General features: G+C 57.2%; 23 protein-coding genes, 1 other RNA gene and 1 riboswitch. Of the genes, 16 read left to right on the top strand and 8 right to left on the bottom strand.

The window, feature by feature from the left end; genetic code table 11:
* Positions 1 to 62: 62 nt before the first annotated feature.
* Positions 63 to 282: riboswitch (cobalamin riboswitch) on the bottom strand.
* A gap of 139 nt (positions 283 to 421) precedes the next feature.
* Entirely contained in the window at positions 422 to 1,279 is an 858-nt protein-coding gene (locus AC2FJ5_RS12410) for an alpha/beta hydrolase family protein (RefSeq protein ID WP_496793526.1), read from the top strand.
* Positions 1,280 to 1,303: 24 nt separating this feature from the next.
* Here the strand turns inward: AC2FJ5_RS12410 and rsgA are convergent, their stop codons facing one another.
* From rsgA to AC2FJ5_RS12395, 3 genes are all read right to left on the bottom strand, one after another.
* Positions 1,304 to 2,332 (bottom strand): ribosome small subunit-dependent GTPase A, encoded by a 1,029-nt coding sequence (gene rsgA / locus AC2FJ5_RS12405; protein WP_496793525.1) that lies wholly within the window; start codon positions 2,330 to 2,332, stop codon positions 1,304 to 1,306.
* A gap of 158 nt (positions 2,333 to 2,490) precedes the next feature.
* Positions 2,491 to 2,589, bottom strand: an RNA gene (ffs, locus tag AC2FJ5_RS12400) — signal recognition particle sRNA small type.
* Between the two features lie 39 nt (positions 2,590 to 2,628).
* A complete protein-coding gene (locus AC2FJ5_RS12395) occupies positions 2,629 to 4,470 on the bottom strand; it encodes a 5'-nucleotidase C-terminal domain-containing protein (RefSeq protein ID WP_496793523.1) in 1,842 nt (613 codons plus the stop codon).
* A 195-nt stretch (positions 4,471 to 4,665) separates the two neighbouring features.
* Here AC2FJ5_RS12395 and nudC point away from each other — a divergent pair, with 195 nt between their 5' ends.
* From nudC to AC2FJ5_RS12380, 3 genes are read left to right on the top strand one after another with little or no spacing between them, the layout of a single operon-like run.
* On the top strand, positions 4,666 to 5,646 hold the full coding sequence (gene nudC / locus AC2FJ5_RS12390; RefSeq protein ID WP_496793522.1) for an NAD(+) diphosphatase: 981 nt from the start codon (positions 4,666 to 4,668) through the stop codon (positions 5,644 to 5,646).
* A gap of 40 nt (positions 5,647 to 5,686) precedes the next feature.
* On the top strand, positions 5,687 to 6,154 hold the full coding sequence (locus AC2FJ5_RS12385) for an SRPBCC family protein (RefSeq protein ID WP_142636970.1): 468 nt from the start codon (positions 5,687 to 5,689) through the stop codon (positions 6,152 to 6,154).
* Positions 6,155 to 6,178: 24 nt separating this feature from the next.
* Complete coding sequence (locus AC2FJ5_RS12380) at positions 6,179 to 6,646, top strand: GNAT family N-acetyltransferase (protein ID WP_496793521.1); 468 nt, start codon at positions 6,179 to 6,181, stop codon at positions 6,644 to 6,646.
* Position 6,647: 1 nt separating this feature from the next.
* Here AC2FJ5_RS12380 and AC2FJ5_RS12375 read toward each other — a convergent pair whose 3' ends face one another.
* Entirely contained in the window at positions 6,648 to 7,481 is an 834-nt protein-coding gene (locus AC2FJ5_RS12375) for a prephenate dehydratase (RefSeq protein WP_142636966.1), read from the bottom strand.
* A gap of 119 nt (positions 7,482 to 7,600) precedes the next feature.
* On the opposite strand from AC2FJ5_RS12375, the gene AC2FJ5_RS12370 reads away from it, so the two are divergent.
* The 5 genes from AC2FJ5_RS12370 to AC2FJ5_RS12350 all read left to right on the top strand — a co-directional run bounded on the left by AC2FJ5_RS12370 (position 7,601) and on the right by AC2FJ5_RS12350 (position 13,965).
* A complete protein-coding gene (locus tag AC2FJ5_RS12370) occupies positions 7,601 to 8,110 on the top strand; it encodes a c-type cytochrome (protein WP_281973121.1) in 510 nt (169 codons plus the stop codon).
* 174 nt (positions 8,111 to 8,284) lie between these two features.
* Positions 8,285 to 10,189, top strand: coding sequence for an extracellular solute-binding protein (locus AC2FJ5_RS12365; RefSeq protein WP_496793519.1), 1,905 nt, complete (start codon positions 8,285 to 8,287; stop codon positions 10,187 to 10,189).
* Between the two features lie 9 nt (positions 10,190 to 10,198).
* Positions 10,199 to 11,284, top strand: coding sequence for a microcin C ABC transporter permease YejB (locus tag AC2FJ5_RS12360; RefSeq protein ID WP_142636962.1), 1,086 nt, complete (start codon positions 10,199 to 10,201; stop codon positions 11,282 to 11,284).
* Positions 11,285 to 12,391 carry an ABC transporter permease gene (locus tag AC2FJ5_RS12355; protein ID WP_142636960.1) on the top strand — a complete coding sequence of 369 codons (1,107 nt, stop codon included), beginning with the start codon at positions 11,285 to 11,287 and terminating at the stop codon, positions 12,389 to 12,391. It begins immediately after the preceding gene.
* Positions 12,388 to 13,965, top strand: a complete 1,578-nt coding sequence (locus AC2FJ5_RS12350; protein WP_496793518.1) for an ABC transporter ATP-binding protein — start codon at positions 12,388 to 12,390, stop codon at positions 13,963 to 13,965. Before AC2FJ5_RS12355 ends, AC2FJ5_RS12350 begins: the two co-directional genes overlap by 4 nt.
* Positions 13,966 to 13,984: 19 nt before the next feature.
* Here the strand turns inward: AC2FJ5_RS12350 and AC2FJ5_RS12345 are convergent, their stop codons facing one another.
* On the bottom strand, positions 13,985 to 15,913 hold the full coding sequence (locus AC2FJ5_RS12345) for an elongation factor G (protein WP_496793517.1): 1,929 nt from the start codon (positions 15,911 to 15,913) through the stop codon (positions 13,985 to 13,987).
* Positions 15,914 to 16,120: 207 nt separating this feature from the next.
* On the bottom strand, positions 16,121 to 17,476 hold the full coding sequence (gene hemN / locus AC2FJ5_RS12340; RefSeq protein WP_496793516.1) for an oxygen-independent coproporphyrinogen III oxidase: 1,356 nt from the start codon (positions 17,474 to 17,476) through the stop codon (positions 16,121 to 16,123).
* Between the two features lie 61 nt (positions 17,477 to 17,537).
* On the opposite strand from hemN, the gene fnrL reads away from it, so the two are divergent.
* Complete coding sequence (gene fnrL / locus AC2FJ5_RS12335) at positions 17,538 to 18,281, top strand: transcriptional regulator FnrL (RefSeq protein ID WP_281973102.1); 744 nt, start codon at positions 17,538 to 17,540, stop codon at positions 18,279 to 18,281.
* Positions 18,282 to 18,353: 72 nt separating this feature from the next.
* Positions 18,354 to 18,608, top strand: coding sequence for a GlsB/YeaQ/YmgE family stress response membrane protein (locus AC2FJ5_RS12330; RefSeq protein WP_142636950.1), 255 nt, complete (start codon positions 18,354 to 18,356; stop codon positions 18,606 to 18,608).
* Positions 18,609 to 18,636: 28 nt separating this feature from the next.
* Here the strand turns inward: AC2FJ5_RS12330 and AC2FJ5_RS12325 are convergent, their stop codons facing one another.
* Positions 18,637 to 19,476: a universal stress protein gene (locus tag AC2FJ5_RS12325; protein WP_271949806.1), complete on the bottom strand. Its 840-nt coding sequence runs from the start codon at positions 19,474 to 19,476 to the stop codon at positions 18,637 to 18,639.
* 195 nt (positions 19,477 to 19,671) lie between these two features.
* On the opposite strand from AC2FJ5_RS12325, the gene ccoN reads away from it, so the two are divergent.
* The 4 genes from ccoN to ccoP are packed head-to-tail and all read left to right on the top strand — an operon-like array spanning position 19,672 to position 23,106.
* Positions 19,672 to 21,279, top strand: coding sequence for a cytochrome-c oxidase, cbb3-type subunit I (gene ccoN, locus AC2FJ5_RS12320; RefSeq protein ID WP_142636945.1), 1,608 nt, complete (start codon positions 19,672 to 19,674; stop codon positions 21,277 to 21,279).
* Between the two features lie 14 nt (positions 21,280 to 21,293).
* Positions 21,294 to 22,022 carry a cytochrome-c oxidase, cbb3-type subunit II gene (gene ccoO / locus AC2FJ5_RS12315; RefSeq protein ID WP_142636943.1) on the top strand — a complete coding sequence of 243 codons (729 nt, stop codon included), beginning with the start codon at positions 21,294 to 21,296 and terminating at the stop codon, positions 22,020 to 22,022.
* Positions 22,023 to 22,033: 11 nt separating this feature from the next.
* A complete protein-coding gene (locus AC2FJ5_RS12310; RefSeq protein WP_142636941.1) occupies positions 22,034 to 22,246 on the top strand; it encodes a cbb3-type cytochrome oxidase subunit 3 in 213 nt (70 codons plus the stop codon).
* On the top strand, positions 22,243 to 23,106 hold the full coding sequence (ccoP, locus tag AC2FJ5_RS12305) for a cytochrome-c oxidase, cbb3-type subunit III (protein ID WP_142636939.1): 864 nt from the start codon (positions 22,243 to 22,245) through the stop codon (positions 23,104 to 23,106). The genes AC2FJ5_RS12310 and ccoP overlap by 4 nt, the downstream gene beginning before the upstream one ends.
* Positions 23,107 to 23,209: 103 nt before the next feature.
* Here ccoP and AC2FJ5_RS12300 read toward each other — a convergent pair whose 3' ends face one another.
* Positions 23,210 to 23,392, bottom strand: a complete 183-nt coding sequence (locus AC2FJ5_RS12300; protein WP_142636937.1) for a hypothetical protein — start codon at positions 23,390 to 23,392, stop codon at positions 23,210 to 23,212.
* A 100-nt stretch (positions 23,393 to 23,492) separates the two neighbouring features.
* On the opposite strand from AC2FJ5_RS12300, the gene AC2FJ5_RS12295 reads away from it, so the two are divergent.
* The gene (locus AC2FJ5_RS12295) at positions 23,493 to 24,368 is read left to right on the top strand and encodes a LysR family transcriptional regulator (RefSeq protein ID WP_496709410.1); all 876 of its coding nucleotides are present in this window, start codon (positions 23,493 to 23,495) and stop codon (positions 24,366 to 24,368) included.
* Positions 24,369 to 24,422: the final 54 nt, after the last annotated feature.

Below are 24,422 nucleotides of genomic sequence, written 5' to 3'. Positions count from 1 at the left end.
ACGAAGGGTGAGGATCAGGTTTGACAGCGCGCTGACGACCTGCCCGGACACCCCGCCCGAGTTTCGGTTTCGATACGATGGCAGGTCTCCTGACTTGCGGGTCGTCGCTTTGCCGACCTTCCCAGCCCTGGGGCCAGTGGTATTTCGGCATTGCTCACCGCTTACAGTTGCGGGGGCAGTCGCGGAGTTGGCCCTTTCCGGCATCGCCGGGGCAGACCGCACCGTGTTCCCTTTTCATCCCGCCCCAATTCCGGGGCAAGAACCATCACCACATCGCTAGCGGCTATGCAAACCCCGAGTCAAGCCACCTGTTGGGGTGAAAACCGGACGTTTGGTCATCTTGATGAAATCTTGACTCTGGTGGCCGAAATCGGGCCGATTGTTGAGTGAACCGAGTAGTTCAGAATTTGTTGGAAGCGCCATGCTTGATACCACGCCCTGCGTCCAGACTAAGGACTTTGACTTTGCCTCAGGCTCTGCCAGCCTGTCGGCACGGCTGTATCTGCCTGCAACCGAGCCGAAGACCGCCGTGGTGATTCACAGCGCAACTGCAGTGCCGCGCGAATATTACCAGCATTTTGCCCGTTGGCTGGCCGCCGAACAGGGTATTGCCTGTCTGACCTATGACTACAGCGATTTCGGGCATTCGCTGCGCGACAAACTCAAAACCTCCGAGGTGACCATGGCGGATTGGGCCTTGGTCGACATGCCCGCCGCACGGGCTGAGATGCGCAGGCGGTTCCCGGACGCTTTGCAGTGGAGCATCGGTCATTCCCTTGGCGGCTTGCTGGGGCCGGTGCAGCCAGACATTGATCAGATCGACCGGATGATCTGTGTATGTTCGGGGCTGGTTACTCTGTCCGACCATCCCTGGCCCTATCGCGGGCTGGCGTGGTTGTTCTGGCACGGCCACGGGCGTCTGGCAGTGAATGCACTGGGGTATCTGCCGGGCAAAGCTGTGGGGATCGGTGCCGATTTGCCGGGCCCGGTCTATTGGCAATGGCGCAGCTGGTGCACGGCGCCGCAGAATTATGTGCCGCAGATCGGTGACGCTCTGCCCGAAGCGAGATGGGCGCAATCGAATACGCCGGTGGACCTGTTCGCCTTCGAGGACGACCAGATGGTGCCGCCAGACGCAGTCTGGCGGCTTGCCGATCTGTATGGGCCGAAGGCGCGGCGACATCTGTTGTCTCCGAATGAATTCGGAGCGCCTGAGATCGGTCATATTGGCGCTTTTGCCCGCAGAAACCGGGCGGTTTGGCCCCGGTTGATTGCCTGAAAACGAGGCGCCTTTTTGTCACGCTTAGTGTCTGCTGCGGGACTTTTTGTCGTGCATGACGGATCGCACCATTTTGCCAAAGGCTTTGTCACGTGCCCGTGACTGCGCGAGGGTCTCGGAATTCCTCTGATCTTCGCGCCGAAGCTTGTGCCAGCGCGCCAGCCGGTCGGGCTCAATCACGCCATTGGCAATCGCCTCCTGCACAGCGCAACCGGGTTCGGCCTGGTGCTGGCAATCTGAGAACCGGCACGTTGCAGCCAATTCCAGAAGGTCTGAGAAAACCTCATCCACGCCGTCTTGGGCATCCATCAAACGCAGGGCGCGCATTCCTGGCGTATCAATCAGCCACCCCCCGTTTTGCATCGGGTGAAGCGCACGGTGGGTCGTGGTGTGGCGACCCCGTGCGTCATCCTCGCGGATCCCCGCCGTTGTCCCGGCTTGACCAGTCATGGCGTTCGCCAATGTGGTTTTGCCAACACCGGATGAGCCGATCAAAGCCGCGGTTTGCCCGGCAGGGCACCAGGACAGGATCGGATCAATCTCTGACGGCTCCAGCGCGTTGACTGTCATTACGGTCAAAAACCGGGCCAGCGCACTGGCCTGACTGGCATAGCTCTCTGGGTCAGGGCAGCTGTCGGCCTTGGTCAGGACAACAACCGGATAGCATCCGGCCTGATGCGCCAGCGCCAGATAACGCTCAAGCCGTGCCAGATTGAAATCGGCATTGCAGGAACTGACGATATACAGCACGTCCACATTCGCCGCGATCAGCTGAACCTGCGCACCGGTGCCTGCGGCCCGGCGTTGCAAGAGGCTTTTGCGCTCCAAAAGATGCCGAATGCGGTTTTGATCATCCGCAAGGACCCAATCGCCAACCGCAAATTCGCCGGTTGATCGGTCAGGGGTCAGATCAGATGTGCCGCCAAGCGCATTCAGTCCGATCAGGCGATCACGATGGACGGCGTTGATGCGATGCGGTGTGCAGGTAGGGTTCACAGCATGTTGGGCTGCAAAATGAGAGGACCATCCCAGGTCCGAAAGTGTTTTGGACATTGTTCTGCCTGTGTTCAGATACAGGAAACCATCAGGGTGGCAGGCGCGCACCCATCGGTAACGTGTTCAGGCAAAAGCGGGGGTTAGTCCCGGAAACGCTCTGCCCGAAGGGTCATTGCTACAATCATAAAGTCCCTCCTGCGGCAGTCGTTGCGCGTAAGTGAGAGGTTGGACATCGACCCAAGCGGGGCTCGTTGTGGCTGCTTCCTTCCGGATCTGACCAGGTTGGCGAGGCGCTCGCCCGCGCCAACCTCTCGAGGGTGGATATAGGCAGTTGGCCGGAAAAACACAACCCGTCAGAAGGTCAGAAGAATCCGTAAAAAGCCATTTTCGTCGGTTCCAAGGACTTGTGGATCAAATTCCTGAATGTCCTGCAGATGTCGGTGGGCATTTGGACCGGTGCGTAAGATCGCCTGCGTACCCGTGTTACTGGTGATTCTGAAGGGTTCCTGGGCCTCTTCCAGCGGATCGCTGACCAAGGTGCCTGACAGATAATCCAGCAGGGCTTGCTGGACCGGCAGGATGGGCATGTCGATACGTTGCGCATTACCCGCAAATGGGAAATGCCCGCCCCCGCTGGCGCGATAATTGTTAAGCGCGACGGCAAATTGCTGATCCGGTGCAATGGGGGTGGCACCGACCAGAACCTCTGAAACACGCCGGTTTTCGGCATTGATCAAGGTGCCCATATCGTCGAAACGCGGAGGTTGTGTCAGATCAATTCTGCAGGACAGCCCGTATAGCACATCAAAGTTGTGACCCACCCGATTTTCGCAAATAAGTTCGGATGCAGATCCGGTCGAAATCTGGTTGAAAACAGCTGCGGACATCTCAAGCCAGTCCACGATTTGGTCACCGGATACAATGACACCCTGCAATTCGTTTGGAAAAACATGCAGGTCAACCACGTTACGCAGGAATATCTCGCCAGGCTTAACATCCGTATAGAATCGCGGCCCGGCCCGACCGCCGAATTTCGAAGGTGAAACCGCCGATAAAATCGGAATATCTGCCAGGTCGGTATCGGACATACACAGACGTAACGCGGCAGCCTGGGCGGCGGCGACCAGCCTCAGCCCACGGTCCTCGGTGCAAAAGCTGAAATAGCTGTGCAGATGGTGCGGGGTGCGGCCGACCGGCTGGCCCGCTCGCCTGCGGGTTTCGGCATGACCAGAGGAAAACAGATGCAACAATTCCGGATCTTCGGGCGCCAGTGATACCATTTCGTCGGGACGCCCCGCAGATATCGGTCGTAGCGCCGCCCGGGCTTCGCCAACGGTCCAGCCGCCGCGCTCTGCCGAGTGAAGTTTCAGGTCGACCACCCCCAGATGTGATCCGGCCGTTCCGGGTAAGACAACTGGTTTGCCATGCACCAGAGTGTTTTCAGAGCCGGCCTTGGCGGGATAGGTCAAATGGGAATGACCAGCAATTATTGCGTCGATACCTTCGATTTCGGCCAGCGGAATAATCGCGTTTTCCATATTCCGTTGTGACGTGTCCGGTCCGAAACCGGTATGGGCCAACGCGATGATCAGGTCGCAATTTTCGTCTTGGAGCTTTCTGACTTTGTTTGCCGCACAAGTCAGGATGTCCTGAGTGGTAAGGGTGTCGTGCAGCTTGTGCGCCTCCCATTGCGCTGTCTGAGGGGGGAGGACCGAAAAAACACCAATTTTCAAGGCCATAGGTGTCGGCGAGCCAGGGATCTCTTTGTGCAAAATGACATGATCTTGCCAGATCTGTGGCCCATTCGTGCGCAAGGCATTGCTGCTGAGCACAGGGCAGGGGGCGTCAGAGATAACGTGCTGTAAGAATTGAAGCCCGAATCCGAAGTCGTGGTTTCCCAGGCCAATCGCATCATATCCCAGGCTGCCGAAGGCCTGCATCAGGATGTGCGGCGCATTGGCGGGATCGGCAGCCCAATCCCCCAACGGTGTACCCTGCAGAGCGTCTCCGTTGTCGAAGAGCAAGACGATGTCTCCGTCTGCCTCGGCCTCGTTCCGCGCCTGCCGGATCAGGCTGGCCGTTCGGGTCAATCCGATCGTAGGTTCGTCTTGATCCGCGTAATAATCAAAACTGCACAGGTTCATGTGCAGATCGGTGGTCGCCAAAATCCGGATACCTACAGACTGATCAGACAAATGCGAAATTGTTTTCAATACTCTACTTTTGTCAGTTTTATGAATAACAACTTCAACAAAAAGCATAGTAAGTGCAAATTTTTTTATGCACTTGCGGTAATTTGACAGGATCGCCTCGGTTTTCGGTCGTGGAATTGTCGTTGCAACACCGAAGCTGTCATGGCAGCCCTGTGCAGGCGAACCAGAGGAATTTAAATGAAGAACGCGGAACAGGTAACGTTTGGTGGATCAGGGCTGGATCGTGCCGCACATCTTCGTGGAGACGTCGACGCGATGGCAGCAGCGCGAGCACATCCGAAAGCGAAATGCCTGTTGCTGTGGCGCGGAAAGCTGCTGGTTCAAGGAGAGGCCCTTGATCAACTCTGCTTGTTACCTGTCTTGCATGAGCTGATCGCAAATGGTCCCGGTGGGATCGTCCCAGCGCCAGTATTGCTTGGTCTCTCGGATGAGGTTCCGGTTTTTTCCTTTGATATATCCGATTGGATGCCCGAGGGCGTTGATCTGTCCGAGCTTGGGGCATTCTTTGACCGATCAGAGCAACAGCACCCGGATTTGCCTGAAGGTCAGGTTTTTGTCGAATTGCGCCGCCTCATGGCGCGCCTTTCCCCACGTGATGCCGAACTTTCAGCTTCCGCCAAGGCGGTAATCGCCTGGCATGAAACCCATAGGTTTTGCGCCCGTTGCGGCGCCGCCAGCGAGATGTCGCAAGCAGGATGGCAACGCAGTTGCCCGTCGTGTGGGGGGCAGCATTTCCCACGCACCGACCCGGTGGTCATCATGTTGATCACATATAGGAATTCGGTGCTGATGGGGCGATCCCCGGGATGGCCTGAAGGGATGTATTCGCTACTGGCCGGATTTGTCGAACCCGGAGAAACGCTGGAAGCGGCGGTGCGCAGAGAGGTGATGGAAGAGGCCGGTGTCCCCGTCGGGCAAGTAACCTATCTTTCCAGCCAGCCCTGGCCCTTTCCGGCGTCACTGATGTTTGGCTGTGCAGGCGAGGCATTGTCGCAAGAAATCACTATAGACCCGGTTGAAATCGAAGACGCGATATGGGTGAATAAGGCTGAAATGATGCAGGTCTTTGCTGGGGAACATCCCAGCCTTCTGCCAGCGCGCAAAGGCGCGATTGCGCATTTTCTGCTGCAAAACTGGCTTGCAGATACGCTCGACTGACAAAATACTGGGCGAATAGGCAAGAGAACGATAACCCACCATGCAATTCTCCGCACGTGAAGATATTCAGGCCCCCGTCAACGCAGTGTTCGAAATGTTTGCGGATTTCGAACGGTTCGAGCGGATGGCAATGCGCCGCGGGATCGAGGTCCGGCGTTTGTCAGGGCATATGGGCGTTGTGCCCGGTACATCCTGGGAGACCGAGTTCCGTATGCGCGGAAAGCCCCGGCGCGTGGAAATCAATATGGCCGAATGTGATCCACCGACCCATATGCGGTTCGAGGCGGCAAGCAAGGGAATGAATGGCTCAACCAGGGTCGAGTTTCTGGCCCTGTCGCAACGTAGAACCCGGCTGACCGTGGATATGTCGCTATCGGCCAAATCCCTGCCTGCACGGCTGTTGCTGCAATCGCTCAGATTGGGTCAGTCGCGGTTCCGGCGACAGTTTCAGGCCCGCCTCAGCGAATTCGCGCGGGAAATGGAAGAACGTCATCTGCACGGTTCTTGAGAATTCCGAGACAAGAGGCCCTGAATGTCTGATGTGATATTGCGCAGCGCTGTTGTGGATGACGCCAAAGGTATTTCCGAGGTCCTGCAAGAGATCGTGACCGCCGGTAAGCGCACCAAACCCAGCGATGAGGGTTTTGCCAAAGAGCATTACATCAGCCACCACGGCAGCATCCAATGCACCGTGGCGGTGCAGGGTTCACAGGTATTGGGCTTTCAGGCGCTGAAACTGGCCGTCGACGGAAACCCTTATGGCGTAACAGCCGGTTGGGGCATCATCGGAACACATATACGTCCATCAGCCGCGCGCATGGGGGTCGGGCGGGCCCTATTTCAGGAAACGCTGCTGGCGGCCCGCGTCGCAGGTCTGCCTGCAATAGACGCGACCATTGGCGCGCAAAATGCCGAAGGCCTGGCCTATTACGCGGCCATGGGATTTGTCGATTACCGCTCACATGAAGGGGCGATGTGCAAGAAATACCGGCTGGGTTGAGCTAGCCGCGCGGCTGGACTGCCGGATAGACGCCCAGAATCTCGACATTGGTGGTAAAATGTTCCAGCTCTTCCAGGGCCAGTTGCACATTGCGATCGTCCGGGTGCCCGACAATATCCGCATAGAACTGAGTGGCCGTGAACGACCCGTCGACCATATAGCTTTCCAGCTTGGTCATGTTGACACCATTGGTGGCGAACCCGCCCATCGCTTTATACAGCGCGGCCGGGATGTTGCGGACCTGAAACACAAAACTGGTGATCATCCCATGCGCCCCGCGCCGCGACAGATCCGCGTCGCGTGACATGATCAAAAAGCGCGTGGTGTTGTCGTCGCTGTCCTCGATATGGCGGGCCAGGACGTTCAGGTTATAGATCTCTCCGGCCAACTCGCTGGCCAGCGCAGCAGAATGCAGTTCGGCGGCCTCGGAAACCTCGCGCGCGGCACGTGCATTGTCCGGGCTCACGCGTCCCTGAATGCCGTGCTGCTTCAGGAACCCAGCGCATTGTGGCAGCAGCACCAGATGCGAATGCGCTTCGGTGATGTCGCTCAGCTTGGCGCCGGGGACGGCCAACAAATTGATGTGTACGCGAACAAAAGCTTCATCGATGATATGCAATCCGCTATGGGGCAGCAGGCGGTGAATATCGGCCACCCGCCCATAGGTCGTATTTTCGACCGGAAGCATCGCCAGGTCTGCTTTGCCGGACCGAACTGATTCGATCACATCCTCAAATGTGCGGCAGGGCAGGGCCTCCATATCGGGACGAGCGTTTCGGCATGCCTCGTGGCTATAGGCACCGGGTTCTCCCTGAAATGCGATACGTTTTGTCATTTGGTCGATTCCGTGCAACAAGTTCCAGAATTGGGCGTTTAGTCGCGGTGTCTATACCTTGCCTCTTGTAAGGGGAAGCCTTAGACACCCCGCAGACAGCTGAAATGGACTCGCGATCAATGTTCGACACGATGACAGTTACCAAGGCCGCAGCAGGCCTGTTTGGCACCTTCCTGGTGCTGCTTCTGGCCAAATGGGCCGCAGAAGAGCTTTACCACGCCGATGCCCATGGCGAGACGGCTTCGTACATCATCGAAACCGAAAGCGCAGGCGAAAGCGCCAACGGTGAAGAGGTAGTATTTGAAGAGCTTCTGGCCGCCGCCGACGTTGAAAAAGGCGCCAAAGTTTTCCGCAAGTGTACCGCGTGTCACAAGCTGGAAGACGGTGCAAACGGCACAGGCCCCTATCTGTATGGTGTCGTTGACCGCCCTGTCGCAACGGCCAGCGGTTTTACCGGCTATTCGCCACCGATGCAGGCCCATGGCGGCAACTGGACACCCGAAGCACTGGATGCCTTCCTGACCAAGCCAAGCAGCTATATCTCGGGCACATCCATGAGTTTTGCTGGCCTGAAAAAACCGCAGGACCGTGCCGATCTGATTGCCTATCTGCAGACAATCGGCAACTGATGCCAGACCGGCACATCTGAAATTCAAAGCCGCTGCCCCGTGCAGCGGCTTTTTTTGTATGAAGAAACCTTCACAATGCGCTCACGCATTCTAAACTTGAATCAGTCAACGCTGGACCTTTAGCTTCGTTCAGGCGCAAGACTATAAGAAGTGACGCAACAGGGGATGAGCCAAATGGAATCCAACCGACAGATTGTTCAGGCACGTGCATTGGATTTCAGAGGTTGGTTGACCATACCGATTACCGGCTTTTTGCTGCTTGCGCTCATGACCTCTCAACTGTTTGCCGAAGAGACCATCATCAAAAGCCACGGATTCTCGGAATTTGGCGATTTGAAATACCCTGAAGGGTTTGCCCATTTCGACTATGTAAATCCTGATGCGCCGCGCGGCGGAGAGTTGTCTTATGCAGCGCAAGGGACATTTGACAGTTTCAACCCCTACACGCGGCAGGGCCGCGCGGGTGCGCGTTCTGCGGATCAGTATGAATCCCTCATGGTCGCGTCCTATGATGAAACGGCCACTTACTACGGTCTGCTGGCAGAAAGCCTTGAATACCCGGAAAGCCAGGATTGGGTCATCTTCAACATGCGACCTGAGGCGCGGTTTTCCGATGGAACCCCGGTGACTGCCGAAGATGTTGTGTTTTCGCATAATCTGCTGCTGGAACAGGGGTTAAAATCCTATGCCGACGCCGTCCGCGAGATGATTCCGCGTGCCGAAGCGCTGGATGATCATCGGGTTAAATTCTACTTCGCACCGGATATCCCGCGCCGTGGCCTAATAAGTCAGGTTGCCGGGACATCTGTGTTTTCCAAGGCCTGGTTTGAGGCAGACCCCGAAAACCGGCGGCTCGACAAATCCCGGCTTGAGCCCGGTATCGGATCCGGACCTTATGTTTTGGACAGCTATGACATCAACCGGCGCATCGTCTACAAGCGCAACCCGGACTATTGGGGCGACCACGTTAATGTGAATGTTGGCCGCAACAACTATGACTCCATCCGGATCGAATATTTCGCGGACTCGATTGCTGCGATGGAAGGGTTCAAGGCGGGCACGTTCACACTGCGCCAGGAAAACAATTCAAAAAGCTGGGCAACGGCCTATGATTTTCCTGCCATAGCAAACGGGACAGTGGTTCGGGTAGAGCTGGAAGACGGGGATGTCCCCAACGCTTCGGGCTTTGTCATGAACCTGGACCGACCGCAATTTCAGGATCCCAAGGTGCGCGAAGCCGTCCAGTTAGGGTTCAACTTCGAATGGACGAATGAAAGCTTGCAATATGGCCTGTTTCAGCAGCGCAACTCATTCTGGCAGGGAACTCACCTAGAAGCGACGGGGCTGCCCGAGGGGCGTGAACTGGAGGTTCTGCAAAGCCTGGGCGATGCGCTGGACCCTGCGGTACTGACCGACCAACCGGTCGTTGCCCATGAATCCCGCGCCGAGCGTCAGAATGATCGCCGCAATCTGCGCGCCGCGATGAAGCTGCTGGATGAGGCGGGTTGGCAGGTGGGCGAAGACGGTATCCGCCGCAATCAAAACGGTGAAGTACTGGCCATAGAATTTCTGTCAGACCAGCCGACTCTTGATCGTATCATCCAGCCATTTGTCGCTAACCTGAGGACGATGGGCATAGATGCGACCTACAATCGTGTAGACAATGCGCAATTCACCCTGCGCCGCCGTGACCGGGATTTCGACATGATTTTCGGCGGGTACCCAAGTTCGCTGCAACCTTCGACGGGACTGTACCAGCAATTCGGAACCGAGGCGGCCTCGTATTCCGTATTCAACCCGTCCGGTGCGTATGGCCCGGATATTGAACCGCTGATCGACAACATCGTAGCAGCGACCAACAGCGAAGAGTTGTTTGCCAATGTTCGCGCCCTGGACCGTGTTTTGCGGGCCAAGCGGATCATGGTGCCCACTTGGTATTTGGGCAAATACTGGGTTGCCTATTGGGACATGTATGAATACCCGGAAAACCTGCCGCCTTATTCATTGGGTGTCGAAGACCTGTGGTGGATCAACGCCGAGCAGGAAGCCCAGTTGAAATCCTCCGGCGCCTTGAGGTAATCCGCCCAAATGGGAGCATATATTCTAAGACGCCTGCTGCTGGTCATTCCCACACTGCTGGGAATCATGATCGTCAACTTCACCCTTGTGCAGTTTGTGCCAGGCGGCCCGATTGAACAGATCATCGCCCAGATGGAGGGTGGTGGAGATGTATTTGAAGGTATCGCTGGCGGTGGTGGCGATATCGAACAGCAGACCGGCGGCACAAATGACCGCTATATCGGCGGGCGTGGCTTGCCGCCTGAATTCATCGAAGAACTGGAAAAAGAATTCGGGTTCGACAAACCGCCCTTGGAACGGTTTCTGAATATGATGGGTAATTACCTGACTCTGGATTTTGGCGAGAGCTATTTCCGGTCGATCAGTGTGACCGATCTGGTGCTGGAAAAGATGCCGGTGTCTATTTCGCTAGGGCTTTGGTCGACGCTGATTGCCTATCTGGTGTCGATCCCTCTGGGTATTCGCAAGGCGATCAGGGACGGATCAAGCTTTGACACCTGGACCAGTGGTGCCATCATCGTGGCCTACGCCATCCCGGGATTTCTGTTCGCCATTTTGCTGCTGGTGCTATTTGCCGGTGGGTCCTATTGGCAGATCTTTCCGCTGCGGGGGCTTACCTCGGACAACTGGGACAGCCTGAGTGTATTTGGCAAGATTGCCGATTACTTCTGGCATATCGCGTTGCCGATCCTGGCGCTGACCATCTCTGCCTTCGCAACGCTCACCTTGCTGACCAAAAACTCGTTTCTGGACGAGATTAAAAAGCAATATGTCATGACCGCCCGCGCCAAGGGCCTGAGCGAAAGCCGGGTGCTGTACGGCCACGTATTCCGCAATGCGATGCTGATCGTAATCGCGGGTTTTCCGGCCGTCTTCATCGGTGTGTTTTTCGGAGGGTCAATCATCATCGAAACCATCTTTTCGCTGGATGGATTGGGCCGGTTGGGCTTCGAGGCCGCCGTGGCGCGGGATTACCCGGTTATTTTCGGGACCCTGTTTATCTTTGGCCTAATGGGTCTGGTGGTCGGCATCATCAGTGATCTGATGTATGTGTTGGTTGATCCGCGCATCGACTTTGAAAAGCGGGAGGGGTAAATGGCGCTTTCCCCCCTGAATCAGCGCCGGTGGCGCAACTTCCGTCGCAATGGCCGGGCGTTCTGGTCGCTGATCATCTTCTCGATCCTGTTCGGCCTGTCGCTATTTGCTGAATTTATCGCAAATGACAAACCGATCCTCGTGAAATACCGCGGTGAGCTTTATACGCCGATCTTCAATTTCTACCCAGAGACCGAGTTTGGCGGTGATTTCCAAACCGAAGCAATCTATCGCGACCCCGAAGTGCGTTGTCTGATAGACAGTGGCGGTTTGGATCAGTGCTTTGACGATCCTGACGGCATTATCGAGCAGATCGAGGCCGGATCCTTTGCCGCCGACGGGTTCGAGCGCGGCTGGGCCATCTGGCCGCTGATCCCATACTCTTTCAAAACCAGCGTTGATCGGCCGGGCGCCGCCCCGCTGCCGCCCAATGGTCAGAACCTGTTGGGCACCGATGACACCAAGCGCGATGTGCTTGCACGGGTGATCTATGGGTTCCGTCTGTCCATTCTGTTCACGCTGATGGTCACAGGTGTTGCCAGCCTGATCGGTATCTTCGCAGGCGCCATTCAGGGCTTTTTTGGCGGCTGGCTGGATTTGATCTTTCAACGGATCATCGAGATTTGGTCGGCCACCCCATCGCTTTATGTGATCATCATCATGTTCGCTATTCTAGGGCGCAGTTTCTGGTTGCTGGTGTTGCTTATGATCCTGTTCAGCTGGACCGGATTGGTTGGCGTTGTCCGAGCTGAGTTCCTGCGGGCGCGAAACCTTGAATATGTCCGGGCCGCGCGGGCGTTGGGCGTCAGCAACAGGACGATCATGTTCCGCCACATGCTGCCCAATGCAATGGTCGCCACGCTGACCTTCATGCCCTTCATCGTCACCGGCACGATTGGCGGACTTGCCTCGCTGGATTTTCTGGGCTTCGGCCTGCCGTCCTCGGCCCCGTCACTTGGCGAGCTGACCTTGCAGGCAAAACAGAACTTGCAGGCCCCTTGGCTGGCCTTTACCGCCTTTTTCACCTTTGCCATCATGCTGTCGCTTCTGGTCTTCATTTTCGAAGGCGTCCGCGATGCGTTTGATCCCAGAAAGACCTTCTCATGAGCCTGCTGGATGTAAACAACCTCAAGGTTTCGTTCCGGCAGGACGGGCAGGTCAGTGCGGCGGTCAAGGGCGTGTCCTTCGCCGTGGATCGTGGGGAAACCGTGGCTTTGGTAGGGGAATCCGGGTCCGGAAAATCTGTGACCGCCTTGTCGACCGTCTCGCTGTTGGGCGACAGCGCGATTGTCGAAGGTTCGGTGAAATATGACGGGCAAGAGATGATCGGGACGTCCGAGCAACATCTGATGGATGTGCGCGGCAACGACATCAGCTTCATCTTTCAAGAACCGATGACATCGTTGAACCCGTTGCACACGATCCAGAAGCAGATGGCAGAGTCGCTGGCGCTGCATCAGGGGGTGGTGGGCGACGCGGCCCGTGATCGGATTGTCGAGTTGCTGACGAAGGTTGGTATCCGGGACCCGAAGGATCGGTTGGACAGCTATCCGCACCAACTTTCGGGCGGACAACGGCAGCGCGTCATGATCGCCATGGCGCTTGCCAATAAGCCGGACATACTGATCGCAGATGAACCGACCACGGCGCTGGACGTGACCATTCAGGCACAGATACTCGAGTTGCTGGCAGACCTGCAGAAAGCCGAAAACATGGGGATGCTGTTCATCACCCATGACCTTGGCATCGTGCGCCGGATCGCCGATCGAGTTTGCGTCATGAAGGACGGAGAGATTGTCGAAGCCGGTGCAACCGCGGACATCTTCGAGAACCCTCAGCATCCCTATACCCGGAAATTGCTGGCGGCCGAACCGTCGGGCCAACCCGATCCGGTCGCCGCGGATGCAGAAGAGGTCGCCCGCACTGATCATCTGAAAGTCTGGTTCCCGATCCAGCGCGGCTTTCTCAAGCGAACTGTCGGCCATGTTAAGGCGGTGAATGACGCCAGCCTCAGCGTGCGCGCCGGCGAAACCGTGGGGATCGTGGGCGAAAGCGGGTCGGGCAAGACCACGTTGGCGCTGGCCATCATGCGGCTGATCGCGTCCGAGGGTGGTATCACCTTTCGCGACCAGGATGTGCGCCGTTGGTCCACACGCGAATTGCGCCGTTTGCGCAAGGATATGCAGATTGTGTTTCAGGACCCGTTTGGCAGCCTGAGCCCGCGCATGACCTGTATGCAAATCATCGCCGAGGGTCTGGCAATCCACAAGGTTGATCCACACCGCTCCCCGCGTGATCTGGTGGCGGATGTGATGACCGAAGTGGGGTTGGACCCGGCGTCGATGGACCGGTATCCGCACGAGTTCTCGGGCGGGCAGCGGCAGCGTATCGCCATCGCACGGGCGATGGTGCTCCGTCCCAAACTTCTGGTGCTGGATGAGCCGACAAGCGCGCTGGACATGACGGTTCAGGTGCAGATCGTAGACTTGCTGCGAGATCTGCAGCGGAAATACGGGTTGGCATATCTGTTCATCAGCCATGACCTAAAAGTGGTCCGGGCGATGTCACATAATGTCATCGTTATGCGGAACGGTGACGTGATTGAAATGGGCGCTGCCGAAGACCTGTTCGAAAACGCGCAGACAGATTACACCCGCGAATTGATTGCGGCAGCGGGCTGAAGCCCGCTCGCCGTGTTTTTCACGCGTTTGCGGTTTCCCGTGTTGCCGCTTTCGGTATCGGGCCGCGCAGTTCTTCATAGTGATCAAAGCTTAACTTTACCCAACCGGTGCCGCGCGTGGCGCTGGCCAGGGTGCGATGCAACTCATCCTCGGCCACGGCAGGAAGTTGGGCTTTGAAAATCTCCCAGCCCGAAGCGTTGGGGTTGCCTTCGAATCCCAGCACTTGACCCTGTAAGGAACTGATCGTGGGGACAAGGTCGCCGACGAAATCGGATGGCAGGTGAATCTCTGCGTTCAGAATGGGTTGCAGGACCACCGGTTTGGCCTGAGGCAGCGCCTCGCGTACGGCGTTCTTGCCTGCGGTTCGGAAAGCATAGTCGGAACTGTCCACATTGTGGTGTTTGCCGTCACTCAGCGTGATTTTGACATCAACAACAGGGAAGCCCTCAGGCCCCTGCTCCAGCGCGTCCTTGGCCCCGTGTTCAACTGAGGGAATATAGTTGCGCGGCACCGAACCGCCTTTCACGATCTCTTCGAACTGAAACCCTGATCCTCGCGGCATGGGCGTGACCGAGATCACGACATCTGCAAACTGACCCGCACCACCGGATTGCTTGCGGTGACGGTGGCGGTGTTCGATGGGCGCACGGATGGTTTCTCGATAGGCGGTCTCGATCGGGTCGGCCACGATTTCGATCCCGAAATCTTCGGCCAGTTTGGCGGTGATCCGGCGCATGTGCTGCGGGCCTTGAGAGCCCAGCACCGCATGGCCGGTCAGCTCATCCTGTTCCAGATGGAGACCGGGGTCGATCTCGACCAGACGGGTCAGAGCGTTCGACAGGCGCACGTCATCTCGCTCATGCGCGGGTGATACGATCTGACGTTGGGCGACTGGATGTGATGATGCCCATTCCGGCAACGGAGATTCGGATTTGCTGTCGTAAATATTGCCGGGGATCAGGTGATCGGATTTCACGGCCAGCCCGATCTGACCTGCCTCCAGCCCGGAAATCTGGGTCTTGGCGTCAAGTGTCGTCAGATTGCCGACCGTCTCACCTCCCAAAGCTTCATGCGCATGCACGCCATCTCCCAGGCCACGAAGGACGATGATCTTGCCGATATGTTTCTTCACGTCCGCGAATCCCGCAATGGCGCGGGCAGTCTCGGTGGCCTCATCGCGGTTGGCGGCAATGTTGAACTCAGGGGCTTCGTGCCGCAGGGCTTTCATCAGGCGGGTCAGGCCATTGCCATGGCTGGCCGCGCCCAGACAGGCGGGGATCAACTGGTGGTTCTGCAAAACCTGCGCGGCCAGATCGTAGATCTCGGCACTTGCGGGCTGTTTGTCTTCGATCAGCTGCTCCAACAGGTGATCGTCAAAATCCGACAGCGTCTCTAGCAGCTCGGTGCGGGCTTCTTGTTCGCGGTCCTCGACCGAGTGCGGCAGTTCGATCAGGGCCGAGGGCTGGCCTTCCTGATATTTCCAAGCCCGCTCCGAGATCAGGTCGACCGCGCCGACTATTGTCTCACCGTCGCGAATAGGGACCTGACGTAGGGCGATGTGGTGGGTGCAGTAGGTCTGTAGCGCGGCGATGATATCCCGGATACGGCCATTTGGGGCATCCATCCGATTGATGAACAGGAAACAGGGAATGCCCGCCTCTTCAACCAGCCGCAGATAGGGCGCGCACAAGACAGCCGCGTCTGGGTCCGGCGGGACAACCACAACCGCCGCATCCGAAATCGCCATGGCTGGTCCGACATAACCCAGATTGTCGCTGCCCCCGTCCACATCGATCGCGCACCAGGGCTCGTCCAAGTAAGAAAAACCGTGCAATTGCACGGTTCCGGAGACATCGAATGTGGTGGGTCGGTTGTCGAGGCGGCTTATGGCCTCGACCAGGGTTGTCTTGCCAGATTGGCTGGGGCCGAGGACGGTGAATACGCGCATGAGTGATGTCCCTCTTTTCAGGTTGCAGTAATACCTGCACGAAAAGGGCCGACCCACACGGCTGCGTGGGCGAGGACTGACTGCGAATTCACCTGCCTCAGGGTTCGGATCGTTCCGCCCAAGTGTGAAGACAACCAGAGGCTCGCGTCAAGCCCCTGTACTGGTATCTAAGCGGCAGGCCGCACAACCGGGCCCACCTGTAAGCAATCAGATCGCTGAGCTGTGGCCTGCCTTGCTCAGGTCATAGGCGTCAAAGCTGCGGGCAATCATTCGGGTCAGCGGCCGGGCCTCGGGTGGGATGAAGAGGCCATCCTTGGTGACGTGTAGCAGATTGTTGAAGTCGGCATTGGCCCTCTGGTACATCTCGTTCAGCTCTTGGGCGGATATGTTGTGGTCACGCAGAATCTCTGCCGAATTGATTTGAAAATCACACATCAGCGCTTCGATCAGACGTGCGCGCAGAATGTCCTGCCCCTTGAACAAATGCCCGCGCGAGGTCGAAAAGCAGCCCTCGCGGATGGCCCTTGTATAGGCGGATGTCGCCGGGGCGTTCTGGGCATAGCCCTGCGGAAACCGCGAGATCGAGCTTGCGCCCACACCGATCAGCACCTCGGCCTGATCATCCGTATAGCCCTGAAAGTTCCGTTTCAGCCGCCCGGCCCTGAGCGCATGTGTCAGACCATCATCTTGCGTGGCAAAGTGGTCGATTCCAATCTCGGCGTAGTCATCCCAGAGGAACAGGCGACGGGCTGTATCGAACAGCTCCAGACGTTGCTCGGGCGTGGGCAATGCGTCCGAAGGAATCAACTGTTGCCGTTTGGCCATCCACGGCACGTGGGCGTATCCATACAGCGCAACGCGGTCGGGGTTCAGTGACAGCAGTTTCTGTACGCTTTCTGTCATCCTTGATTTGGTCTGATGCGGCAGACCGTACAGGATATCAGCGTTCAGGCTGGTAATGCCGCGGGCACGGATCATGTCCACAGCTGCGCGCGTGGTGTCATAGCTTTGGACGCGACCGATAGTTTTCTGAATCTCATCGTCGAAATCCTGCACGCCGATCGAGGCACGGTTCATGCCCGCTTCGGCCAACGCGTCCAGTCGGGCTTGGTCAATCTCGTTCGGGTCGATTTCGACCGAGAATTCAGCACCCGGGCCCAGCGGTACAACATCCAGAATGCGTGTGGCCAGATCCCGCATCAGATCGGGATTCAACAGCGTTGGTGTGCCACCGCCCCAGTGCAGACGCGACAGGGTGACGCCTTGAGGCAGGCGCGCGGCCAGCAGATCAAGCTCGGCCTTGAGGACGTCGACATAGGCGATGACCGGGTTGTCAGTTTGCGTCCCCTGTGTTCTGCAGGCACAAAACCAACACAGCCTGCGGCAGAAGGGCACGTGTATGTACAACGAGACGGAGCTGCCGGGTTTGATGCCGGTAATCCAGTCTTCGTAAAGGTTTACCCCCACATCATTGCTGAAGTGAGGGGCTGTTGGATAGCTTGTGTAGCGCGGTACTTTCGCGTCAAATAGTCCAAGCTTTGCAAGTTGTGGTTTAACTATCATGGCGATACCGTTAGAGGACGGCACGCCTAGCAACCTTGATAGAGATCAAGTGGGAACGCGCATGACACAGATTTTCAAAATCGATCATACAAACTGTGAAGATTGTCCAATCCGCCACAGAGCAGTCTGCGCGCATTGCGATGTTCATGAGCTGGAGCTTCTTGAAGGTATTAAATATTATCGCAGCTTCGAGGCTGGGCAGACAATCATCTGGTCCGGTGATCAGATGAATTTCGTGGGCTCGGTCGTGTCGGGGATCGCTTCTTTGACTCAGACCATGGAAGATGGGCGCACGCAGATGGTTGGCCTTTTGCTGCCCAGCGATTTCGTCGGTCGTCCCGGTCGAGATTCAGCGCCTTACGACGTCGTGGCAACGACTGACATTGTCATGTGCTGTTTCCGTAAGAAGCCGTTCGAAGAACTGATGGGTGCTACTCCGCATATCGCGCATCGTTTGCTTCAGATGACATTGGATGAGCTGGACGCTGCCCGTGAATGGATGCTTGTGCTGGGACGCAAGACTGCGCGCGAAAAAATCGCAAGCCTGTTGTCCATCATTGCGCGCCGGGATGCGTCGATTGGGCAGAACGGAAGTTCCAGCCCAATCGTTTTTGATCTTCCGCTGACGCGCGAGGCGATGGCAGACTACCTTGGCCTTACACTGGAAACCGTCAGCCGTCAGATATCCGCCTTGAAGAAAGACGAGATCATCTTGCTAGAAGGCAAGCGCCGTGTATCTGTTCCGGATATGGGCCGGTTGATGGAAGAGGCAGGCGACGATTCCGATGGCGGATATCTGGTGTGATTCACATACGGCGTGACCCGTTGTCTTAACCGTGGTTTAGTGGGACCAGTGAAACTGCGTCAGGAGTAAGTCATGGGATTCAGCAGCCTTTTGGCCATGCTGCTTATTGGTGCCATCGCGGGATGGTTGTCCGGAAAGATCATGGAAGGCCGGGGATTCGGCTTGATTGGTAACATCATCGTTGGCGTTGTCGGGGCATTTCTGGCCGGGCTAATTTTCCCAGCCCTTGGTTTTGCCGTTGGCGGCGGTCTGGTCTCGTCCATTATTTTCGCCACCATCGGGGCGATCATTCTGCTTTTCCTGATCGGCCTTGTGAAACGCGGGTAAAAGCCGCCCGCTGGGCGGCTCTGCCGTTTCAATGTGCCATGAACACCGGAACAGTCGATTGTTCCAGCATATTGCGTGTCGCGCCGCCCAGGATGGCTTCTCGGAATCGGGAATGCCCATAGGCGCCCATGACGATCATATCTGTTTCGGTATCCGTCGCATGGCGGTTCAGGATGTCCGATACACGCGACATTGTTTTGCTGAGCACGTCGATTTCGCACTTAACTCCGTGGCGTGACAGCATCTGGGACAACAACCCACCGGGGTCCGAGCGATCCGGCCCATGCGTTGGTGGGTCGATCACCACGATCCGCACCTGATCGGCCTCGATCAGGAAGGGTAGGGCGCAGCGAATGGCGCGCATGGCCTCGACGCTTTCGTTCCAGCCGACCAAGACAGTACCGGGCTTGTCAAAAGGCGTCGTGTTTTCGGGTATGACCAGAACCGGAGCGTGACCTTCGAACATGGCTGCCTCGACGATAGGCTCTGCTTCGACGCTGCGGTCTTTTCCGTAAGGTTGCGGCAAAATAACAAGGTCCGAGAACCGCGCCCGATGGGCAACGTGGCGACCAATATCGGCAATCTGGGCCACGCCGCTTTCCGCAGACCAGCGTACGCCGGAACTGTTCAGATAGGTCTCTGCATAGTGCAGGGTGTCCTCGGCCTCTGCTTTGGCGCGGGACAGGGTCTCCTGCAGAATCAGCGCGTTGGCGCCAGCATAGTAATAGCCGGTCTGACTGCGATCGACCCCCAGGCACAGGGCTTCGGCATGCGCATCCTGGGCTGTGGCCAGGGCTGCCATCTGTGCCAGCGCCGGGGCCGATTGTTCCGTTTCCGTTAGAACGGTGAGAAGGGACTTATACGCCATCTTAACCTCTTGCCTCCAGGGCCGTTCCGTCCGCGACATTCCGGCCAAATCATTTCTGTAGCCTTGTCATAATATTCGCTATTCTGTCTTGATACAGATCAAAGCAGTTTGGGCTGTCCTCGGACAAAACAACAACCAGTCAAATGGGTTCCGCGACAAAAAAGAATCGCGCGGAGCATGGCAAAGGGACGCAATATGTCAAATTACATCAAGCTGATCGTGCTTGGTCTGATCGTGCTGTTTGCAGCGATCGGGACCAATTATGCACGCGATTTGGCGTATCAGGTGCATGCAATTCTGGTGATGTTGATCGCCGCGGGATTGTTCATCTGGACGCTTAGAAACACGGATGAGCCAGATATCCTGATAGATCGTTCAGGCGAGTACATGGACGATGTGGTCCGTTACGGCGTAATCGCGACGGCCTTTTGGGGCGTGGTTGGTTTTCTTGCCGGGACATTCATCGCCTTTCAGCTGGCCTATCCGGTGCTGAACTTTGAATGGGCACAAGGATATCTGAATTTTGGCCGATTGCGTCCGCTGCATACATCGGCGGTTATCTTTGCCTTTGGCGGCAACGCACTAATCGCAACGTCCTTCTACGTCGTCCAGCGGACCAGCGCCGCGCGCCTGTGGGGCGGCAATCTGGCATGGTTCGTTTTCTGGGGCTATCAGCTGTTCATTGTGCTGGCTGCGACCGGGTATGTGCTGGGTGGAACCCAGTCCAAGGAATACGCCGAGCCGGAATGGTATGTTGACCTGTGGTTGACCATCGTCTGGGTGGCCTATCTGGCCGTGTTCCTTGGGACGATTGTCAGGCGGAAAGAGCCGCACATTTATGTGGCGAACTGGTTCTACCTGGCCTTTATCGTTACCGTCGCCATGCTGCATCTGGTCAACAACATGACTATCCCTGTCAGCATCTGGGGTTCGAAATCTGTCATCGTCTGGTCAGGCGTTCAGGACGCGATGATCCAGTGGTGGTACGGCCACAACGCTGTGGGCTTTTTCCTGACAGCCGGCTTTCTGGGCATGATGTACTATTTCATCCCGAAACAGGCCGAACGTCCGGTGTTCAGCTACAAGCTGTCGATCATCCACTTCTGGGCGCTGATCTTCCTGTATATCTGGGCTGGTCCGCACCATTTGCACTATACCGCGCTGCCCGACTGGGCCTCGACACTGGGCATGGTGTTCTCGATCGTGCTGTGGATGCCGTCCTGGGGTGGCATGATCAACGGCCTGATGACCCTATCGGGTGCGTGGGACAAGCTGCGTACGGACCCGGTGATCCGGATGATGGTGATTTCGGTCGGCTTCTATGGCATGTCCACTTTTGAGGGCCCGATGATGTCGATCCGAGCGGTTAACTCTTTGAGCCACTATACCGACTGGACCATTGGTCACGTGCATTCGGGTGCGCTGGGTTGGAACGGCATGATCACCTTTGGTGCGCTGTACTTCCTGGTTCCTGTCTTGTGGAAGCGTGAGCGTCTGTATTCGTTGCAAATGGTCAGCTGGCACTTCTGGCTCGCCACTATCGGCATCGTGCTCTACGCCGCGTCGATGTGGGTGACAGGTATCATGGAAGGCCTGATGTGGCGCGAAGTGGATGCCAACGGTTTCCTTGTGAACTCGTTCGCCGACACCGTGGCTGCCAAGTTCCCGATGTATGTGGTGCGAGCTCTGGGTGGGGTCATGTTCCTCGCTGGGGCGCTGATCATGTGCTACAACCTGTGGATGACTGTGCGGAAAGCGCCGGCCAAAGAGGCCAGCCTGACCGTCGCGGTCCCGGCTGAATAAGGAGGGCCGGAGCAATGGCAATTCTCGACAAACATAAGATCCTCGAGACCAACGCGACCCTCCTGCTGATCTTCAGCTTTCTGGTCGTGACCATCGGTGGCATCGTGCAGATCACCCCGCTGTTCTATCTTGAGAACACCATCGAAAAGGTGGAGGGCATGCGCCCTTACACCCCCTTGGAAATGGCGGGCCGTGACATCTATATCCGCGAAGGCTGCTATGTCTGCCACAGTCAGATGATCCGCCCGATGCGGGATGAGGTCGAGCGCTATGGCCACTACTCGCTGGCGGCTGAATCAATGTATGATCATCCGTTCCAGTGGGGGTCCAAACGCACCGGCCCTGATCTGGCCCGTGTCGGTGGTCGTTATTCTGACCAGTGGCATGTGGATCACCTGCGCAACCCGCAGTCGGTGGTGCCTGAATCTGTAATGCCGAAATACGGCTTCCTCGAGCATCGCAAGATTGACGGTAAGTATATCGGTGATGTCATGAAGGCGAATGCGCTGGTAGGCACGCCCTATACCGAAGAGATGCTGGAGAACGCCGTGGCGGATTTCCGGGCGCAGGCCGATCCCGACAGTGACTATGACGGCCTGCTGGAACGCTATGGTGACAAGGTCAGCGTGCGGAACTTCGATGGTCAGCCCGAGCTGACTGAAGCGGATGCGATGGTCGCTTATCTGCAGATGCTGGGAACGCTGGTCGATTTCTCGACCTTCACCCCAGACGCGAACCGGTAAAGGAGAGTGTGATGGAAGAATATACACTCTTACGGCAATTCGCGGATAGCTGGATGTTGCTGCTGCTCTTTGTTTTCTTTGTTGGGATCATAATCTGGGTTTTTCGCCCGGGTTCCAGCAAGGAATACAAGGACACCGCGAATATCCCGTTTCGGCATGATGATGCACCAGCGCCCCTGCGGGGCGACGACAATCCCGCCACATCCAAGGAGGCGCGGCAATGAGCAAGACACCTGAAAAACAGCCGGGTGATCCGAGTACAACCGGCCACAGCTGGGATGGTATCGAAGAATTCGAAAACCCGATGCCGCGCTGGTGGTTGTGGACATTCTACGCCACCATCTTCTGGGCGGTGATCTATACGATCATGTATCCCGCATGGCCCTTGGTTCAATCCGCCACTGCTGGCGTTTTGGGCTGGTCCTCTCGCGCTCTGGTACAAGAAGAGATGATTGCGTTTGAAGAGGCGAATGCCCCTTGGAACGCCAAGCTTGTGGAAACATCGCTTGAAGATATCTCGGCAGATCCCGAACTGCAGCAATACGCGGCGAATGCCGGGGGCGCGGTGTTCCGTACCTGGTGTGCGCAATGCCACGGCTCAGGCGCGCAGGGTGCACCAGGATTCCCGAACCTGCTGGATGACGCCTGGCTGTGGGGCGGTTCGCTTGAGGATATCGAGACCACAATCGCCTATGGCATTCGCAACGAGGAAAGCGACGATGCGCGCTATTCCGAAATGCCTGCATTTGGCGAAATCCTGGAACATGACGAGATCACCCAAGTGGTTCAATACGTGATGTCCCTGACCAATGCGCAGACTGATGACGTAGCTGCGCAGGCAGGCAAGGTCGTCTTCGAAGATAACTGTTCGTCCTGTCATGGCGAGGATGGCACTGGTGACGTCTTTCAGGGCGCACCCAACCTGACCGATGCGATCTGGCTCTATGGTGGCGACGCAGAGGCATTGACTGAGACCGTGACCAATAGCCGTTTCGGTGTAATGCCTGCTTGGGAAAACCGCCTTACCGACGCGCAGATCCGCGCTGTGACGGCCTATGTCCACCAGTTGGGTGGCGGTCAGTAAGGCCAAAAGAATACCTTCGGACGGTTCGCCGCCCGAAGGTTAAGGCACCGGCTGTTCTCTCTGTTCGCGCGTTTCCTGAACAGCCGGTGCTACTATTTTCAGACTACAGGCCCCCATTGGTGCAGTCCAGATGCGCCTTTTCGCGCGGGCCAGACTTTTCAATCCACCAGTGATGGTCCGGCAGCCAACTGCCGCGCGCAAGGTCACGGCTATCTGTGCCAGTGCCTTTGCCGTTAGCCTCTGTTTTGGTGGCTACCATGAAACTTCGTGCCAGTATCGCAAGCATCTGATCCCTCCTGGATTGTGTTGCCGCTGTTATCAGGATTGATCTTTAGCCTGATAAATGCGACTCAATTACCATTCCAATATGTAAGTAGGACTTACAGATGAACTGGATGGATATGCCGCCGCTTGCGGCTTTGCGCGCCTTTTCTGCCTTTGCTGAGACTGGAAATGTTGTTCAGGCAGGGGCGTCGCTGAATGTCAGTCACGCAGCGATCAGCCAACAACTGCGTGCGCTTGAAAAACACCTGGATCTGGCCCTTCTGGACCGATCCGGTAAATCCATGACCCTGACGGCCGAGGGCAAGGTTCTGGCGCGTGCCCTGCATTTGGGATTTGGGGCCATAGGTGCGGCGGTCACTGACCTGAAGCGTGCAACCGAGGATCGCCCGGTCCACGTATCGCTGACGGCCTCTTTCGCAGCTTCATGGCTTATGCCGCGCTTGCCCGCATTTCAGGCCGAGCATCCAGGCATTCACCTTGCGCTGGATCCCTCGCCCCGGTTGGTCGATCTGCGCCCGGGCGGCGTGGATCTGGCGATCAGATATGGGGCAGGGGACTGGCCCGATGTGACGGCCGAACTGCTGTTGCAAAGTCCGATCGTGATTGTCGCCGCGCCATCCCTGTTGACTGGGCGGGCACCTGTGACACCTAAAGCACTCAGCCGTCTGCCCTGGCTTGAGGAGTTCGGCACAACGGAGGCAACGCAATGGCTGGCCCGTCACGGCGTGGACCACAGCCCCGGCGCTGGCCGCATCGCCTTGCCGGGAAACCTGCTGCTTGAGGGAGTGCGCGCCGGGCAGGGTGTAACAGCCACCGTGCGGCATTTTGTCGAAGCGGATATCATTGCGGGTCGATTGGTCGAACTGTTCCGCGAACCCGACGGGCGCGGATACCATATTGTCACCGGTAATATGCCGCTTCGTCCAGGGGTGAAGATATTTATCAGGTGGCTCAGGCGGCAAGCTGGTAAGATGTGACAAAAGGTGTCTTTACGATGCGCTTTTGACCCATGTCAAAGTGGCTGCCCGTAT

This window comes from Ruegeria sp. CDSA221, assembly GCF_059611825.1.
The sequence above is the reverse complement of the archived record's forward strand: the minus strand, read 5'-3'. Positions and strand labels throughout refer to the sequence as shown.

Coding starts and splice junctions, on each gene's coding strand:
- AC2FJ5_RS12410 (WP_496793526.1), top strand. CDS start 422: ATGCTTGATACCACGCCCTGCGTCCAGACTAAGGACTTTGACTTTGCC.
- rsgA (WP_496793525.1), bottom strand. CDS start 2,332: ATGTCCAAAACACTTTCGGACCTGGGATGGTCCTCTCATTTTGCAGCC.
- nudC (WP_496793522.1), top strand. CDS start 4,666: ATGAAGAACGCGGAACAGGTAACGTTTGGTGGATCAGGGCTGGATCGT.
- AC2FJ5_RS12385 (WP_142636970.1), top strand. CDS start 5,687: ATGCAATTCTCCGCACGTGAAGATATTCAGGCCCCCGTCAACGCAGTG.
- AC2FJ5_RS12380 (WP_496793521.1), top strand. CDS start 6,179: ATGTCTGATGTGATATTGCGCAGCGCTGTTGTGGATGACGCCAAAGGT.
- AC2FJ5_RS12375 (WP_142636966.1), bottom strand. CDS start 7,481: ATGACAAAACGTATCGCATTTCAGGGAGAACCCGGTGCCTATAGCCAC.
- AC2FJ5_RS12370 (WP_281973121.1), top strand. CDS start 7,601: ATGTTCGACACGATGACAGTTACCAAGGCCGCAGCAGGCCTGTTTGGC.
- AC2FJ5_RS12365 (WP_496793519.1), top strand. CDS start 8,285: ATGGAATCCAACCGACAGATTGTTCAGGCACGTGCATTGGATTTCAGA.
- AC2FJ5_RS12360 (WP_142636962.1), top strand. CDS start 10,199: ATGGGAGCATATATTCTAAGACGCCTGCTGCTGGTCATTCCCACACTG.
- AC2FJ5_RS12355 (WP_142636960.1), top strand. CDS start 11,285: ATGGCGCTTTCCCCCCTGAATCAGCGCCGGTGGCGCAACTTCCGTCGC.
- AC2FJ5_RS12350 (WP_496793518.1), top strand. CDS start 12,388: ATGAGCCTGCTGGATGTAAACAACCTCAAGGTTTCGTTCCGGCAGGAC.
- AC2FJ5_RS12345 (WP_496793517.1), bottom strand. CDS start 15,913: ATGCGCGTATTCACCGTCCTCGGCCCCAGCCAATCTGGCAAGACAACC.
- hemN (WP_496793516.1), bottom strand. CDS start 17,476: ATGATAGTTAAACCACAACTTGCAAAGCTTGGACTATTTGACGCGAAA.
- fnrL (WP_281973102.1), top strand. CDS start 17,538: ATGACACAGATTTTCAAAATCGATCATACAAACTGTGAAGATTGTCCA.
- AC2FJ5_RS12330 (WP_142636950.1), top strand. CDS start 18,354: ATGGGATTCAGCAGCCTTTTGGCCATGCTGCTTATTGGTGCCATCGCG.
- AC2FJ5_RS12325 (WP_271949806.1), bottom strand. CDS start 19,476: ATGGCGTATAAGTCCCTTCTCACCGTTCTAACGGAAACGGAACAATCG.
- ccoN (WP_142636945.1), top strand. CDS start 19,672: ATGTCAAATTACATCAAGCTGATCGTGCTTGGTCTGATCGTGCTGTTT.
- ccoO (WP_142636943.1), top strand. CDS start 21,294: ATGGCAATTCTCGACAAACATAAGATCCTCGAGACCAACGCGACCCTC.
- AC2FJ5_RS12310 (WP_142636941.1), top strand. CDS start 22,034: ATGGAAGAATATACACTCTTACGGCAATTCGCGGATAGCTGGATGTTG.
- ccoP (WP_142636939.1), top strand. CDS start 22,243: ATGAGCAAGACACCTGAAAAACAGCCGGGTGATCCGAGTACAACCGGC.
- AC2FJ5_RS12300 (WP_142636937.1), bottom strand. CDS start 23,392: ATGCTTGCGATACTGGCACGAAGTTTCATGGTAGCCACCAAAACAGAG.
- AC2FJ5_RS12295 (WP_496709410.1), top strand. CDS start 23,493: ATGAACTGGATGGATATGCCGCCGCTTGCGGCTTTGCGCGCCTTTTCT.